17 protein-coding genes are annotated in these 16062 nt (G+C 38.5%); 6 read left to right on the plus strand and 11 right to left on the minus strand.

From position 1 onward, the window contains the following. Positions 1-66 precede the first annotated feature (66 nt). Together HUS24_RS00710 and HUS24_RS00715 are read right to left on the minus strand one after the other, a co-directional pair. Positions 67-843, minus strand: a complete 777-nt coding sequence (locus HUS24_RS00710) for an RNA methyltransferase (RefSeq protein ID WP_173910162.1) — start codon at positions 841-843, stop codon at positions 67-69. Positions 844-947: 104 nt separating this feature from the next. Beyond that, complete coding sequence (locus HUS24_RS00715) at positions 948-1922, minus strand: class 1 fructose-bisphosphatase (protein ID WP_173910163.1); 975 nt, start codon at positions 1920-1922, stop codon at positions 948-950. A 179-nt stretch (positions 1923-2101) separates the two neighbouring features. On the opposite strand from HUS24_RS00715, the gene HUS24_RS00720 reads away from it, so the two are divergent. Next, positions 2102-2287 (plus strand): NF038105 family protein, encoded by a 186-nt coding sequence (locus HUS24_RS00720; RefSeq protein ID WP_065993589.1) that lies wholly within the window; start codon positions 2102-2104, stop codon positions 2285-2287. 77 nt (positions 2288-2364) lie between these two features. Here HUS24_RS00720 and pal read toward each other — a convergent pair whose 3' ends face one another. The 5 genes from pal to HUS24_RS00745 form a co-directional block, all read right to left on the minus strand. Next, positions 2365-2928 (minus strand): peptidoglycan-associated lipoprotein Pal, encoded by a 564-nt coding sequence (gene pal, locus HUS24_RS00725; RefSeq protein ID WP_173910164.1) that lies wholly within the window; start codon positions 2926-2928, stop codon positions 2365-2367. 62 nt (positions 2929-2990) lie between these two features. Next, entirely contained in the window at positions 2991-4277 is a 1287-nt protein-coding gene (gene tolB, locus HUS24_RS00730; RefSeq protein ID WP_065993587.1) for a Tol-Pal system beta propeller repeat protein TolB, read from the minus strand. Positions 4278-4413: 136 nt separating this feature from the next. Further along, positions 4414-4962 carry a gamma carbonic anhydrase family protein gene (locus tag HUS24_RS00735; RefSeq protein WP_173910165.1) on the minus strand — a complete coding sequence of 183 codons (549 nt, stop codon included), beginning with the start codon at positions 4960-4962 and terminating at the stop codon, positions 4414-4416. Between the two features lie 97 nt (positions 4963-5059). After that, positions 5060-6208, minus strand: a complete 1149-nt coding sequence (dacC, locus tag HUS24_RS00740) for a D-alanyl-D-alanine carboxypeptidase PBP5/6 (RefSeq protein WP_173910166.1) — start codon at positions 6206-6208, stop codon at positions 5060-5062. A gap of 134 nt (positions 6209-6342) precedes the next feature. Continuing rightward, positions 6343-6693, minus strand: a complete 351-nt coding sequence (locus HUS24_RS00745; protein WP_254433818.1) for an MCR_0457 family protein — start codon at positions 6691-6693, stop codon at positions 6343-6345. 461 nt (positions 6694-7154) lie between these two features. On the opposite strand from HUS24_RS00745, the gene surE reads away from it, so the two are divergent. From surE to HUS24_RS00760, 3 genes are all read left to right on the plus strand, one after another. Further along, positions 7155-7928 (plus strand): 5'/3'-nucleotidase SurE, encoded by a 774-nt coding sequence (surE, locus tag HUS24_RS00750; RefSeq protein WP_173910168.1) that lies wholly within the window; start codon positions 7155-7157, stop codon positions 7926-7928. A 121-nt stretch (positions 7929-8049) separates the two neighbouring features. Further along, complete coding sequence (locus tag HUS24_RS00755; RefSeq protein ID WP_173910169.1) at positions 8050-8898, plus strand: peptidoglycan DD-metalloendopeptidase family protein; 849 nt, start codon at positions 8050-8052, stop codon at positions 8896-8898. 94 nt (positions 8899-8992) lie between these two features. Next, positions 8993-9925, plus strand: coding sequence for a LysR family transcriptional regulator (locus HUS24_RS00760; RefSeq protein ID WP_173910170.1), 933 nt, complete (start codon positions 8993-8995; stop codon positions 9923-9925). A gap of 192 nt (positions 9926-10117) precedes the next feature. Here HUS24_RS00760 and HUS24_RS00765 read toward each other — a convergent pair whose 3' ends face one another. Next, a complete protein-coding gene (locus tag HUS24_RS00765) occupies positions 10118-11329 on the minus strand; it encodes an aspartate aminotransferase family protein (RefSeq protein ID WP_173910171.1) in 1212 nt (403 codons plus the stop codon). Between the two features lie 162 nt (positions 11330-11491). Between HUS24_RS00765 and grxD the strand changes: the two genes are divergently transcribed. Next, positions 11492-11833, plus strand: a complete 342-nt coding sequence (gene grxD, locus HUS24_RS00770; protein ID WP_173910172.1) for a Grx4 family monothiol glutaredoxin — start codon at positions 11492-11494, stop codon at positions 11831-11833. Positions 11834-12068: 235 nt separating this feature from the next. After that, positions 12069-13031: a protease SohB gene (sohB, locus tag HUS24_RS00775; RefSeq protein ID WP_173910173.1), complete on the plus strand. Its 963-nt coding sequence runs from the start codon at positions 12069-12071 to the stop codon at positions 13029-13031. 30 nt (positions 13032-13061) lie between these two features. Here the strand turns inward: sohB and HUS24_RS00780 are convergent, their stop codons facing one another. The 3 genes from HUS24_RS00780 to hflD all read right to left on the minus strand — a co-directional run bounded on the left by HUS24_RS00780 (position 13062) and on the right by hflD (position 16052). Further along, entirely contained in the window at positions 13062-13700 is a 639-nt protein-coding gene (locus HUS24_RS00780; RefSeq protein ID WP_173910174.1) for a DUF2238 domain-containing protein, read from the minus strand. 172 nt (positions 13701-13872) lie between these two features. After that, positions 13873-15261, minus strand: a complete 1389-nt coding sequence (gene purB / locus HUS24_RS00785; protein ID WP_173910175.1) for an adenylosuccinate lyase — start codon at positions 15259-15261, stop codon at positions 13873-13875. Between the two features lie 59 nt (positions 15262-15320). Next, positions 15321-16052, minus strand: coding sequence for a high frequency lysogenization protein HflD (hflD, locus tag HUS24_RS00790; RefSeq protein WP_173910176.1), 732 nt, complete (start codon positions 16050-16052; stop codon positions 15321-15323). Positions 16053-16062: the final 10 nt, after the last annotated feature.

Consider the following 16062-nt stretch of genomic DNA (forward strand, 5'->3'; position numbering starts at 1 on the left):
CAATTATTTTTATCAGTTTAAAGGATTTTTTAAGGTACAGTTCAAACAATAAAATAATTTAACGAATTAAAGGCGTTGACGTACCATTTCAAAGAAGCAAATTGAGCCTGCCACAGCAACATTAAGCGATTCTTGTCCACCCGGTTGCGGAATGGTTACGGCTTGTGCATGTCGAAGCGCAAATTCAGAAACACCTTGACCTTCATTACCTAAGATCCAAACGCATTGTGGGCGTAAGTTTTGACGATATAAACTTTCAGATTCATGTGAACTGGTGACATATACAGGGATTTTAAATTGCTTAAGAATGTCTTCTAAAACAATATTCTCATAGGTTTGCAATGAGAAATGCGCGCCCATACCTGCACGTAGGACACGTGGCGACCATAAAGATGCAGAACCTTTAGTACAGACAATTTGTTCAATGCCTGCTGCAGCCGCAGAACGTAGCAGTGTACCCACATTGCCCGGATCTTGGACATTTTCCAAGATTAGTGTGTCTTCAGTAAAACTCAAAGCTTGAGTCGATGTTGGTAGATCAACAATTGCTAAACAAGCTAAAGTTGTGCCGAGTGTACTCAAATCTTTATACAAAACTTCACTTAAGACAAAGATTACCCCTTGATAATGTTCTGAAATTTTTTCAAAGTCTTCATGTTCAAGCGCACGTTCAGTGGTAAAAATCGAGTTAATTTTACGATTTTTCTCAAGCCAAGATAGGCACAGGTGCGTACCTTCAAGTACAGTTTGAGCTTGTTTTTTACGATAACTATTTTGCTCAATCAAGCCACGTAAGTGTTTGATTTTGGGATTGTCACGAGATTCTAAAAAAATGGTGGGCATGGGAGTGTATCCAAAAGATGTAAATTGGGGTTGTGCATCTGCAACAACCCCTGAATGGACTTACTCCCTGTAATAGAGAGTAAAATTATTAAAACTATTACAACTTAATTGTGGTAACTAGTGACCAAATCAACTTCATTTTTAGAACCGATCACGACAGGGACGCGCTGGTGCAGTTCAGTCGGTTGAATATCTAAAATACGAACACGACCTGTAGTCGATGCACCACCAGCTTGCTCCATGAGCATGCTCATCGGGTTTGCTTCATACATCAAACGTAAACGACCTGCTTTTTTCGGATCTTTGGTATCGTATGGATAAAGGAAAATACCACTACGGCAAAGGATGCGATGAATATCACCGACCATACACGCCACCCAACGCATATTAAAATCTTTTTCACGGACTGAGGTTTTGCCCGCTTGTAATTCATCAATATAACGTTTTACTGGCGCTTCCCAATGACGTTGATTCGATGCATTAATTGCATACTCTTTGGTATCTGCAGCGACTTGGATATTTTCAGACGTTAGCAAAAACTCTTTGCTTTCAGGGTCAAACGTGAAGAATACTGTGCCTGCACCTACCGTTAACGCCATCATTGTAGATGGGCCATAAAGTACATAGCCCGCAGCAGCTTGCTCTTTACCTGCTTGCATAAAGTCTTCTGCTTGGGTGACTGCATTTTTAGCATTTAAAATAGAGAAAATCGTACCGACACACATGTTAATGTCGATGTTACTTGAGCCATCAAGTGGGTCAAATAACACAAGATATTTGCCATTTTCTTGTGCAGGGGTGAATTCGTCTAATTCTTCTGAAGCCAAACCGCCAACATTTTTATTGACTTTCAAGGCATCAATTAAATAATCATTTGAAATGACATCAAGCTTTTTCTGTTCTTCGCCTTGGACATTTTCATGTTGTGCACTTCCTAAAACACCAGCCAATGCACCTTTTTGTAGGAGTTGGTCAATAGATTTACAAGTGTTTGCAATTGTTTCAATAACATCAGCAAGTTCAGGTGTTAAATTCCCTTGTTGTTGTTCTAAATACTGGGATAAAGTGCGATTTGACATAGCAAAGCTGCTCCAATAAAGCGATAATTTTCTAACAAATTAAACAATCGGGTTATTTTAGATGAGTTTGCCTCAAAATAAAAATTATCCTGTGTTATTTGTCGTGATTTTGCCCTTGCAAGTATTCTAGAAAGTGCTATGTTGAAGATACTAAGGATAGCGTTTTAAGGAGCATCGTTATGACTACGAAAAAGTTTGAAGCAACGCCAACTCCAAGTGATGGTATTGATTTAGATGAAATTAGTGCTGAAAATGTGAAAGATGCATGGAAAGATTACGAAGCAAAACCTGAATATAAAAAATTCAATAAGCATGATTTAATTGAATCCATGCAAAGCCCCAAGCACACTGAAACTGAATCTTAACTTATAAAAAAGCGCCCATTTGAAATGAGCGCTTTTTTATTGTCACGAGGTTTGTCGAGCAATTTGCCTTGTAACGATTATTTTAATAACGGTGGAACAGCTTCATAGTTAAGTTCTACACGACGGTTTTCTTTCCATGCTGCTTCATTGTGACCAGCATTGATTGGCATTTCTTTACCATAACTCACCGCTTCTAATTGACCTGGATTTACACCATTCGTGATCAAGTAGCTTTGAACTGCTTTCGCACGACGCTCGCCTAGCGCCATGTTGTATTCACGTGTACCACGTTCATCCGTATGACCTGTGAGTGCGATTTTAGAGTTTGCATTTGCAACTAAGAATTGAGCATGTGCTTGCAAAGTTTGATAATCGTCATTTGATAGATCACTGCTGTCATAGTCGAAATGCACTACACGTTTTGCAAGATATGGTTTATTTGCCTCAGTGACACCTTTTGCAGATGCACCAGCTAAGTTTTGTGCATTGAGTGCCGCATCTTCACTTAAACCAGAAGTATTTACACTGCTGCTTGGCGTAGTTGTTGCGTTAGCATCTGTTGTAGGCTTACGGTTTGCACAACCTGTCATAACTAAGCTAACAGCTAAGAGGGGTAATGCTAAGTATTTAATCGTATTCATTGTTAACTCCATAAAGTTATTTTAAAAGTTACAGCATTATTGACATACAAATTGGATTTGAATTACTTCGGTGCCCATGCTGGTTCACGGACTTCACCTTGTTCACTTGGTAAATTCATACGGAAACGACCGTCAGTTGACATGATGGATAATAATCCACGATTGCCTTCACGAGTTGCATAGACCACCATTTGTCCATTTGGCGAGAAACTTGGCGATTCATCCAGACTTGTTGGCGTCAGGATATTGGTAATTCCTGTAGAAATTTCTTGAATGGCAACTTTATAGTTACTGCCAGACGGGCGATGTACCAGTGCAACATATTTACCATCTGCACTAAGCGAACCACGTGCGTTAAATGCACCACGGAAAGTTAAACGTTTGGTTGTACCATCTGCCAAGTTATAGCGATAAATTTGTGCTGAGCCACCACGATCTGAGGTAAAGATGAAGGATTTACCATCTGGTGCATAACGTGCTTCAGTATCAATCGCACTGTCGTTGGTCATACGTTTTACTTGACGAGTTTCTAAGTCCATTTGGTAAATTTCAGGATTGTCATGCATAGATGCGGTGAATAGCATGAATTTTCCATCTGGAGAGAAGCTTGGCGCGCCATTTAGACCACGGAAACTTGCGTATTTTTCACGTTGACCTGTTGCCAAATCTTGTACATAGATTGCAGGACGTTTGGTTTCAAAAGAAACATACGCAATTTTTTGAGCATCAGGTGTCCAAGCAGGCGATAAAATCGGATCACGAGAGGTCAAAATGGTTTTTGGTTGTTCTCCATCCGTATCGGCTATTTGTAAAGTATAGCGTTGTTCAGGTGTTGCAGGGTTACGCAGCACATAGGCAATGCGCCCACTAAAATCACCTTTAATTCCTGTTAATGCCTGATAGATCGCATCTGAAATCATGTGAGCAGCAGAGCGAAGGCGAGAAGCAGGTACAGTCAGTAATTCATTTAGTAAAAATTGTTGTTTTTCGACATCATAAAGTTGGTAATGTACAGCTAATGAGCCATCAGGATTGGCTTTACTTTCACCCACAACTACATAAGGTACACCGCTGGCTTTCCATGCAGCAGCATTTATATTATTAATACTTGCCGTTGCAGGAAGATTTTTTGATGCACTACTAAAACGACCTGAACGGTTTAAGTCATTTTCAACAATAGGATAAATCGTTTGGTCATTTCCAAATGGGAGAATCGCAATTTTGGGTGCTTGCTCTGGTGCTTTGGCAATTTCTAAATGCAATTGTGCATACGTTGATGTCACGAAGGCAGGGCTAAAAGAAGCCAAGATTACTGCCAAACCGAGTAAGTGTTTAGGCGTCATTTTCATGGGGGTTCATGTACTCAAATATTGATTTTTTAACTATGAATAGCTTTGTAGCATAAAGACATGATTTTAATCTATATAAAGCATGTAATTATGAATGTTCAATGAAATAGTAAATACGATTTGGCAAAGCGGGTATTTATTTCGATATTTCATTTTCTAAATAGTTGTTGGCAACTTTGACATAGTGTCGTGCCGAATAGGGTAAAAACTCTTTTTCCGCTTCAGTTAATGGACGAACTTGCTGTACAGGGCTTCCTACATATAAATAGCCACTTTTAAGGACTTTACGAGGAGGGACTAGGCTGCCAGCACCGATCATCACATCATCTTCGATAATCACATCATCTAAAACTACGGTATTAATACCGATCAAAACACGATGACCAATATGACAACCATGTAAAGTTACATGGTGTCCAACAGTTACATCTTCACCAATGATCAAGGGTGAACCTTCTGGTTGAGATGCTTTTTTATGGCTGACATGTAACATGCAATGATCTTGTACATTGCTATTTTGTCCGATCTGAATCGAATTTACATCCCCACGAATCACAGCAAAAGGCCACACAGAAACATTTTTTGCTAGGCTCACATCACCGACAATGACACTCATCTCATCAATATAGCAAGTCGAGTCAATTTTAGGATGATGTTCTAGATAACTACGAATATTCTTTTTCATAAGATCCATTTATTTTCAAAAAACAATTGATTTGATTATAAAAGAAAAGCACTCATATCCTAGACATGAATGCTTTCTTTTGTTGCTTTAAGCAAAATTAGAACAAGTTGCTAAAGAACATTTTAATGTGGTCGATCATACGGGAGAAGAAACCCGCTTCTTCAACAGCATTGATGGCAACTAACGGTTTTTCAGTAATGACTTTACCATTTAAAGTTGCTGTAAGCTTACCGATCACTTGTCCTTTTTGCAGCGGTGCATTTAAATTTGGTTGTACAGAAATTTGCGTTTTGATGGTATCCGCTTGACCTTTTGGCATGGTCACATTGAAAGCTTCAGGTAAACCAACTTGAACTTCGTTTTCTTTACCAAAATAAACTTTTGCTTTAGCAATAACTTTGTTAGCAGGTTGAACATTTACTGTTTCAAAGTTTGAATAACCCCAAGACAATAACTCACGTGTTTGTGATGCACGTTCGTTCATAGAGGGTGCGCCAAAAATCACGGAGATTAAACGCATTGGGCCACGTTTTGCAGAAGTTGTTAAGCAATAACCCGCTTCTTCAGTATGACCAGTTTTTAAACCATCAACACTTGGATCAGTGTAAAGTAGGGCATTACGGTTACCTTGCTTGATGCCATTAAACGTAAATTCTTTTTCTGAGTAGATTGGATAATATTTTGAACTGTCATGAATGATATGTTTTGCAAGCATTGCCATATCTTTTGCTGTTGAATAATGACCTTCAGCAGGCATCCCAGTGGCATTAATAAAATGCGTGTTGGTCATGCCAATACGTTTTGCTTCTTGGTTCATTTCATGGGCAAAAGTGCCTTCATTCCCAGAAATATGCTCAGCCATTGCTTTAGATGCATCATTTCCAGATTGGACAATAATCCCACGTAACATCTCAAGTGCGGTCGCTGTACCGTTGAGTGGGACATACATACAAGATTCAGTGCTACTACCACGACACCAAGCCGACTCGTTCATACGAACCTTTTCGTCTTCTGTCAGGTCGCCTTTTAGTAATTTTTGTTCGATGATATAACTCGTCATCATTTTCGTCATTGACGCTGGTGCGAGCTTTTCATTTTCATTCTTAGATGCGAGGATTTGCCCTGTTTCATAGTCCATCAAAACATAAGATTTGTTATTTAATTCTGGCGGATTCGATAAAACAGTTGCTGCATAGGAAAATGAAGGAAGGAGTAATAATGCAGCGAGGGCGCTTTTTCGGGTCATTCTAGGTAGTTCCAATCTTTGTACGAGCACTAAAAGAGCCTAGCATTTTAGGACAAAGCAAAGCCGACTTCTATGGGTTAAGTCGGCTTATTTGACAGGAATTGTAACTAATTCGTGACTGGCAGTTCGGTCAATCAGTTTTGTGGTTGATAGTTGAGCACATCTTCACACACGCCAGTATTGGCTGCTTTTCCTGCTTTTTTAGCATCATTTTGTGCTTCTTTTAACACACTTTTAAAAGATTTTTCTTTGGCTAATTTCTTTAATTCAGCCGCTGGGTCTGCCGAATCAGGTAAGAAATCTTTGAGTAAACGTGCATAACCTGCATCGAATGCTTCATCATCTTTGACCAGTTTTGGACAAATGTCTGAAAGTACATAGATTGCAGCAAGCTCTTCATTGGTTACATTGTGTTGAGTTACTTCAATATTTTCATCTTGCGTAGCCGCTTTTGCTTTTTTGTCAGCAGCAAATGCATTTGGCATTGCGATAAAAGAGGTAGATAAAATCCCTACAGCAAGTGTTTTTAAAAGAGTATGCATAACCAACCTTATTAACTTAATGATTCGACTAGAATAAACATATTCTATGAAAATAAAATAGAGAAAATGTATTGAAGATGTTGGATTTAAATAAAATTTACGTATTGGTTAGAAGGGCAGCATAGATTTAGCTACATGAATACCACAATTAATTCAAATGCTATCCACTTTTATCGGAGATGCTCCTGTTTATTTATAGTCAAAGTGTGATTTGCAGGGAATTTTTTAAACTTAAGGCTTAATTTTAAAAATTAGTTGGTGTTAAACATGACGCTTTAAATGATACCGCTTTAAAAACGGATGCAATAAAACCTTTAAACAAGCAAAGTGTAAAATGATGGGCATATATTTTTGCTACCATATCACGCAACTGTTCAAACTTATTTTGATGAAAGAGAAACTGTGTGAATATTTTGATAGCCAATGATGATGGTGTGTTTGCACCAGGAATACAAGCCTTAGCACAAGCATTAAAACCATTGGGTCGTGTGGTCATTGTCGCACCTGAAAGTGAACGAAGTGGGTTTTCCAGTGCCTTGACTTTGGATCGCCCTTTGCGTCCGATCGAGGTGAGTACCGATGTTTGGGCGGTAAATGGTACACCTGCCGATTGTGTGTATTTGGCAATGAATGGTTTGTTTGACTTTGAATTCGATTTGGTGGTTAGTGGTATTAACAGTGGGGCCAATTTAGGTGATGACGTGTTGTATTCGGGTACAGTCGGTGCAGCATTTGAAGGACGTTTGATGAGACAAGCAGCGATTGCTGTTTCACTTGCTGGGAGTAATGTCCGTTCTTATAACAGTCCAGAAGATTATGCTGTGGCAGCTAAATGGGTACATGATTTTATTGCAAAAGGTATTCCTGTCTTACCTGAGCGTCATATTTTAAATATTAATATTCCCGATGTTGCACAGCTCAAAGGAGCACAAGTGACGTATCAAGGACGTCGCATCCAATCAAAACCGATTACCAGTCAAGTTGATCCACGTGGTCGACAGGTGTATTGGATTGGGCTGGCAGGTGAAGCTGTAACCGATCCGAAAAAGAATGATCTAAATATTCAGTCAGACTTTTTTGCGGTAGCGAATGGTTTTGTGAGCATTACACCTATTCAGATGGATGCCACCAACTACAGTATTTTAAATCATTTGCAACAGCAGTTTTTACAAGCCTAAGTGCTTGCTCGAACGCTATGTTATAAGTTTGTGAAAAAGCTGAGTTAAACCGTCAAAAGCGAAGCTTTTTTGCTAATCTTAGAACATCTATTTAAAAAATTGTATTCTGGAGAGAAAATTCATGCTTTCGTTACGGTCACAGCCATTTTATCTATCCCCTAAAAGCTGGATAAAAGCAGTTGTATTATCATCCGCTGTGATTACAACCTTAGTCATGACTGGATGTGCATCAAAACCACAAATTAACAATCCTGTCCGCTATGCCAATGCGCCTGACTATTACACAGTGCGTTCAGGCGATACATTAAGTGGTATTGCTGCACGTTATGGATTGAGTTATATCAGTATTGCAGAAATGAATGATATTGCACCGCCATATCGTATTTATGTCAATCAATCTATTCGCTTGAAAAAGTCAGGAGGCTCAAATAACAATCGCCCAACGACACAAGCCTTAAATAATTCAAATACTGAAATTAAACGTCAAACGATTAATTTGCCGAATGTACAAACAGCCACCACAGCTCCTCAACCTGTAACACCAGTACCTGTTGTACCGACTGCGCCTGTCACAACTACCCCAAGCCCAACAATAACTTCTAATTTACGTTGGGTGAAACCTTCAAATGGTCCTGTGATTGCAAATTATAATTTGGCACAGAACATTAAAGGCATTCGTTTTGGTGGAAATGTCGGTGATCCAATTTTTGCTGCTGCGAATGGTCAAGTGGTTTATGCCGCAGATGGTTTAAAAGAATACGGTAATTTGGTCTTAGTGAAACATGTGGATGGTTACATCACAGCCTATGCACATAACAGCAAAATTTTAGTAAAAAGCGGTGATAACGTCACAGCAGGACAAAAAATTGCTGAAATGGGGGCGTCGGGTACAACAAGAACCATGTTGGAGTTCCAAATTCGTTTAGATGGAAAACCAATAAATCCAGCAAGTATTTTACCGTCTGTATGATTTATTTGGTGCAAATAAAAATTTTCTTCGTATAATACAATGAGTTGCTTTTAATAAAAAGTGTGAAGCATCTCATAATTTCAGAGGGAAATTTATGTTAGATCAACTTCGAGCAATGGGTGTCTTTGCTTGTGTCGTTGAAAAAAGCTCATTCAGTGGTGCTGCGCGCGAGTTAGGCATCACAACGAGTGCCGTCAGCCAACAAGTTCGATCTTTAGAACAAGAAATGGAAGTAACTTTACTTCATCGTTCTACAAGAAAATTGAGCTTAACAGAAGCGGGTCAAGCTTTTTTTCATAGCTGCCAAGAAATGTTAGCGGCAGCGGAGCGCGGCAAAATTCGTATTAATGAATTGCGTGATGATTTGGTCGGTGAGTTGCGTATTGCAACGACACCTGAACTTGGTGCAACGCATGTTGTTCCAGCGTTGTCACATTGGATGTCTGCACATCGTGGATTAATGGTACATTTTGAAGCAGATAATCAATTTATTGATTTAATTCAAGAGCGTATTGATATTGCGATTCGTATGTGTTCAAAAGTTGAAGATTCAAATCATTTAACTTGTATTCCGCTTGCACGTGTTGATCAAGTGCTGGTGGCATCGCCAAGTTATTTAAATCAAACAGCGCCAATCTCACGTCCAGAAGATTTAGTCAATCACGACTTGATTCCAATTAATATTATGAAAAATTATCAAAATTTTTCATTTCAACATGTGACATCGGGCGAAAATATTAAGGTAGACATGCGAAATCGTTTGCAAACCAATAATGTTTTTGTCGCAAAATCTTTATGTCAAAACGGTCATGGTATTGCACGAATTTTATATTTAGATGTGCAAAAAGAGTTGAAAAATGGCACATTGGTTGAAGTATTGCCAGAGTGGAAATTGCCAGCTTTTACTTTAAATGCAATGATTTTAAAACGTGAACAACAGCCAATGAAAATTCACCGTTGTTTAGATGCTTTAAAGCAGTATTTTAGTCAGCTCCCAGGCGGACGTATGTATCAGGAAGCGTCTTAAAGATGCTGCAACCCGATTCTCTAAATAGCCAATGTTGCTTGATTTATAGTATTGGTGAATTAAACCGAGTTATTTAAATAGCTCGGTTTTTTTATGTTTTGAATGAGATTAACATTTTAAAAAATATAATAGAATAAAAAAGGGCATCTGATGACACCCAATTTGATATTTAGTTTGAAGAATACATGAATATTATGCGACAAAGTTTTTAATTGCAGGCACTAAACGTTGCAGTAAATCATCTGCTTGTTCTTTGTTCATGTTCAGTGCAGGAAGCAAACGCACCACATTGCCTGAGGTCACATTAATGATGAGTTTATGCTCGTCACGGGCAATATTCACTAACTCAGCACAATCTTTCGGTAATTCAATGCCGATCATCATACCAAAACCACGTACAATTACATTTTGCTCAGCAAGTTGGCTACGGAATTGATCAACCAAATAAGTACCAATATTGGCAGCATTTTCAACGATGTTTTCTTTTTGGATCAAGTCAATCACGGTGTAGACAATGCGTGAACCTAAATGCGTACCGCTATAAGTAGAACCATGATTACCCGCAGTCAATACCCCAACACCACGACCTTGTGTCATCACCGCACCGATCGGAAAACCATTGCCTAAGCCTTTTGCAGTGGTTAAAACGTCAGGTACGATGTTGGTATGTTGATAGGCAAAGTATTTACCTGTACGACCATTCCCAGTTTGAACTTCATCAAGCATCATGAGCCAGTTATGTTGGTTACAAATGTGGCGAATCTCTTCGAGATAGCTAAAACCTTGAGGTGCAGTGTTTACACCACCTTCACCTTGGATCGGTTCAACCAAGATCGCCACGATATCAGGATGGTTGATTGCAGCTTCTTCAATCGCTTCAATATCACCAAACGGTACACGGATGAAACCTTCAACCAATGGTGCAAAACCTTCTTGAACTTTTTTGTTGCCTGTTGCAGACAATGTAGCAAGCGTACGACCATGAAAAGAATGATCAGCGACAATAATTTTAGGATTCGCTACGCCTTGCATATGACCAAATTTACGTGCAATTTTGATCGCACCTTCGTTAGATTCTGCACCGCTGTTAGAGAAAAATATTTCTTCCATACCAGACACTTCTGCAAGTTTTTGTGCAGCCGCAGTTTGCCAAGGCACTTCATAGATATTACTGGTATGAATCAAGGTTGCAGCTTGATCGGCAATTGCTTCAGCTAGTACAGGATGTGCATGACCTAAACCACACACCGCAATTCCTGTTAAAGCATCTAAATACTCAGTGCCATCTTCAGTATAAAGATAAGAACCTCGTCCTCGTACAAAGCTGATCGGTTGACGGCTAAATACAGGCATCAAATGCGATGGTTGATCAGTTTGTACCGGAGCGAGGGTAATGTTGTTCATGACTTACTCTTATCTGAGGAGTGAAAAATTAAAAGATTATATAAGCAAAAACTGAGGCAGATTTAAAGCCTAAATACAAATAAAATTGGAAATAATCGTCAAGTCATACTCTTTACGTTGGATTTAGGTATAATGCACGCAGATGAGTTGAGGATTTAATCAATGACTGAACAAGCGCGTGATACAGAAGCGTTAATTCGCGATCAAATTGCTAAACATGCTGTACTTCTTTATATGAAAGGTACACCACAATTCCCACAATGTGGTTTTTCTGCGCGTGCAGTAGAAGCATTAAGCCAAATTGGTCGTCCATTTGCTTATGTTAATATCTTGGAAAATCCAGATATTCGTGCAACTTTGCCACAAATTGCAAACTGGCCTACATTCCCACAACTATGGATCAATGGTGAGTTGATCGGTGGTAGTGATATTATGCTAGAAATGTTCCAAAATGGTGAGTTAAAACCATTGGTTGAACAATACAGCCCAGCACCTGAAGCTTAATCGCTGCAGATGTAGAAAAAGCACCGTCAGGTGCTTTTTTATTGCTTTAAGTAAGCTTATTTATATCACTGTTTTATTTATAATAAAATGAAGAGTTTATTAAAAGATAGCAAGCTTTTACTCCGTATTTATAGGTTATCTGTCCAATTTTTGCAAAATAGTCATTGAATTTAGTTGGTTTTGACCACATCTTAATGAAAAAGCATTTATCTTATTTTTAGAGACTAGAATTTATATGTTATTTCATTTACCTAAGTTGCCTGCTGAAATTCGTGTGAGCCATTTAAATACACGTATTAATGAACAACGAAAAAGAATTGCCCAAACCACAGCATCTAAGCTTGAGTTATTGCAACTTACTCAACAGTTTGCCAAAGAAGCGCGTGCGCGTAAAAAGACCAATCAAAAAATTTATGTTTTAGATTTTAAAGGTGATGTACAAGCATCAGCAGTAGAAAATTTACGTGAAGAAATTACTTTGATTTTAGCAACTGCCAAAGCAGGGCGTGATCGTGTTGTGGTACGCCTAGAAAGTCCTGGCGGTATGGTACATGGTTATGGTCTGGCAGCAGCACAGTTGGTACGTTTGCGTGATGCGGGTTTTCATTTAACCATTTGTGTCGATAAAGTTGCGGCAAGTGGCGGTTATATGATGGCATGTATTGCCTCAGAAATTATTTCTGCGCCATTTGCAGTGGTTGGTTCAATTGGTGTCGTGGCTCAAGTACCTAATTTTAATCGTTTATTGAAAGAACATAATATTGATTTTGAACTATATACCGCTGGGCAATATAAACGCACTGTGACCATGTTTGGTGAAAACACCGAAGAAGGTAAAGCCAAGTTTGAAGAAGAATTGCAACAAACCCATGCTTTGTTTAAACACTTTGTTGAAAAATATCGTCCACAGTTAAATGTAGAAAAAGTAGCAACAGGTGAGCATTGGTATGGTGAAGATGCTTTAAATCTCAACTTAGTAGATAAGCTGCAAACCTCAGATGAATATATTCTTGGTTTGTTGCCACAGCATGATGTATATGCGATTCAGACTCGCCGTAAACCAACTTTGGGTGAAAAGTTAGGTTTACAAGCAGCACAAATGGCAGATAGTCTGATTCCATCAGTGGTGAATAAGTTAGTAGATACTTTTACTAAAGCGAATGCCAATTTAGTGCAAATGCGTGATCCTAAACTTTGATTTAGATCATGGTAAATGAAGAAAAAGCACTCAATCGAGTGCTTTTTTATTAGTCGTCATCAGCATAATTAAGCCTGTAAATATCGCTCCAATGGTGGCTAAAAACATATCCTTATGTGCATCCCAAATATCCCCTTGTTGCCCATTATAATTTTCAGCTTGTTCTGGTGATAAGCCAATAGCAATCCACCATTCGATCCACTCATAAAATAGACTGCTTGCCATAATGAATTGAACTGTGATTAAAAATAAAACCTTGTGCGTTAAAGCAGGTAACCACACTTGAAATAAACGATAAAAAAATGGGTATAGAAATAATCCATATACGAGATGAACCAAACGATCATACATATTACGTTGCCAACCCATCATTTGATTTAAATCAAAATGGAAAATCGCTTTAATCCATTCATTATAAGGAACGTATGAATATAAATAATGTGCAGCAGAAACGTGGATGAGTAAAAATAAAATATAAAGTAAAAATGCAGAATAACTTAGTCCAACTTTTTTTAAACAAATAAACAGCAGGATTAGCATAAGTGCTGTGCCTACTTGGTGGAGCAGGTAGGATTCAAACTCTAAGGGTTGAATACTTGCAATAATAATCGCAATGGCAAGTACTGCTAAAGTTAGGCAATGTTTTAAAGTAAGTTGGTGATAGATCATCTAATTTTTATAGTCTAAAAAATAATGTGAATGATATAGGATAATAGATACTTCTAAAATATTTTTATGTCATAGATTTTATTTATAAGATCAGTGAATTTGAATATTTTGGATAATAAAAAAACGAAGCCGAAGCCTCGTTTTTTATTATATTTAAAATTAAATTTTAGACTTAGAGCTTAGCAATCAAATCTTTGATTTGTTTTGCTTGATCGGCAGCATTTCCTGTATAAGTCGCAGGTGTCATTTCTGCTAAACGTGCACGATCTGCAGCAGGCACAGCTTCAAGCTCATTACCATTAACAAAATCAACCATCATTTCACGTGTCATCGCTTGACCACGTGTCAGTGCTTTTAATTTTTCGTATGGTTTTTCAACATTGTAGCGACGCATTACAGTTTGAATTGGTTCAGCCAAAACTTCTTGTGCATGATCTAAATCTTCAAGTAAACGTGATGCATTTAACTCAAGTTTACCGATGCCTTTTAAGCAAGCTTCAAACGCAATTAAACTTTGCGCCAAGCCTACACCCATATTACGAAGCACTGTAGAGTCCGTTAAGTCACGTTGCCAACGAGAAATAGGAAGTTTTTCGCCTAAGTGTGCCAACACAGCATTAGCAATACCTAAGTTCCCTTCAGAGTTTTCAAAGTCAATTGGATTAACTTTATGTGGCATGGTAGATGAACCAACTTCACCTTCTTTCAAACGTTGTTTGAAGAAACCAAGTGAGATATAACCCCAAACGTCACGGTTAAAGTCGATTAAGATCGTGTTGAAACGACGTAAAGCATCAAACAATTCAGCGATGTAATCGTGTGGCTCGATTTGTGTGGTGTATGGATTGAAAGTTAAACCCAAAGATTCAACAAATGCTTGAGAATGTGCAGGCCAGTTGATTTCAGGGTAAGCAGAGTAGTGTGCATTGTAGTTACCAACCGCGCCATTGATTTTACCTAGCAATTCAACTTGGTTAAATTGTTTGATTTGGCGTGCTAAACGGTAAGCTACGTTTGCCATTTCTTTACCCAAAGTGGTTGGGCTTGCAGTTTGACCATGCGTACGTGATAACATCGGTTGTTCTGCATGTATTTCAGCCAAAGCTGCAATCGCATCTACGATTTGTTGCATCGATTCAAGCAGTACAGTACGACCATTTTTCAACATTAACGCATGAGATAAGTTGTTAATATCTTCAGATGTACATGCAAAGTGAATAAACTCACCCGCATTCTTAAGTTCTTCGATGTCTGCAATTTGCTCTTTTAAGAAGTATTCAACTGCTTTTACATCATGATTGGTAGTACGTTCGATTTCTTTAATGCGATTTGCATTGTCTTCAGAAAAGTTGGCAACAATCGCATCTAAAGCTGCATTGGTCGCAGCAGAAAAAGCAGGAACTTCAGTAATTTCAGGACGGTTAGCAAGCGCTTGTAACCAACGCACTTCAACAGTCACACGAGCATGGATCAAACCAAACTCAGAGAGGAAAGGACGTAGTGCATCACATTTGCTTGCATAGCGTCCATCTAATGGCGAAAGTGCAGTTAAAGCGTTCATAGAGATTCCTTAGACTTTGGAATTAAACGAAAAGCGAAAAAGTCGCCTCATTGTTCAAGTTATACAACCTGATATTGAAGGCGAGCAAGGTCTTGAATATCACGTAGCAATTTACGTTTGCTAAAAATCATTGCCCAAGAGCTACCACCAAGCTGACGCCACAAATGCGCCATTTGTAAACCTGTAAATAGACATGCTCGGATACGGTTGGTATGTGCAGCATCTTTAAATGCTTCTGCATTGCCACGCACTAAAATGCGTGGGTTAATTTGTCCTGCGGTATCCACATAGGTTTGTGCAAGATTGGCAATAATACTAGGATGGGTATAATCATTATCAAAAAAAGACAGTTGTTTTAATATTTTTTGCTGAGATTTTTCGATAATTTCGACAAATTGGGGATTGCCATATACTTTTTTTTCTAATGCCAATAAAGCCATTGCATAGGACATCGGTAGTTTAGCATTGGATAATTTCGGAATTTTTGATTTTGGCGTAGGGGTGAAAGGCTGAGTAATACTACTTTCTAAACTCTTTAAACCTAAAGAAATATCAGATAATTTACAAAAAAAATCTAAAGTTTGAGAGGATTGATTATCCGCAGGACGGATATTTAGGCTGGCTTTGATGAGTTGCTCAAAATAGAAATTACCACTTTCACCAATACTTTGACGCCCTGTCATTGCAGTCATATGCGTCAGTTGTGTTGCTTGGAACACCGCTGCCAACGCCAAAGCTTTATTTTGACGTTGATTCAAAGTTTGAGGCTGTTGAAAGGGAAGATCAACCATGCCTAAATTC

The sequence above is a fragment of the Acinetobacter sp. Marseille-Q1618 genome (assembly GCF_902809855.1).
Classification (GTDB): domain Bacteria; phylum Pseudomonadota; class Gammaproteobacteria; order Pseudomonadales; family Moraxellaceae; genus Acinetobacter.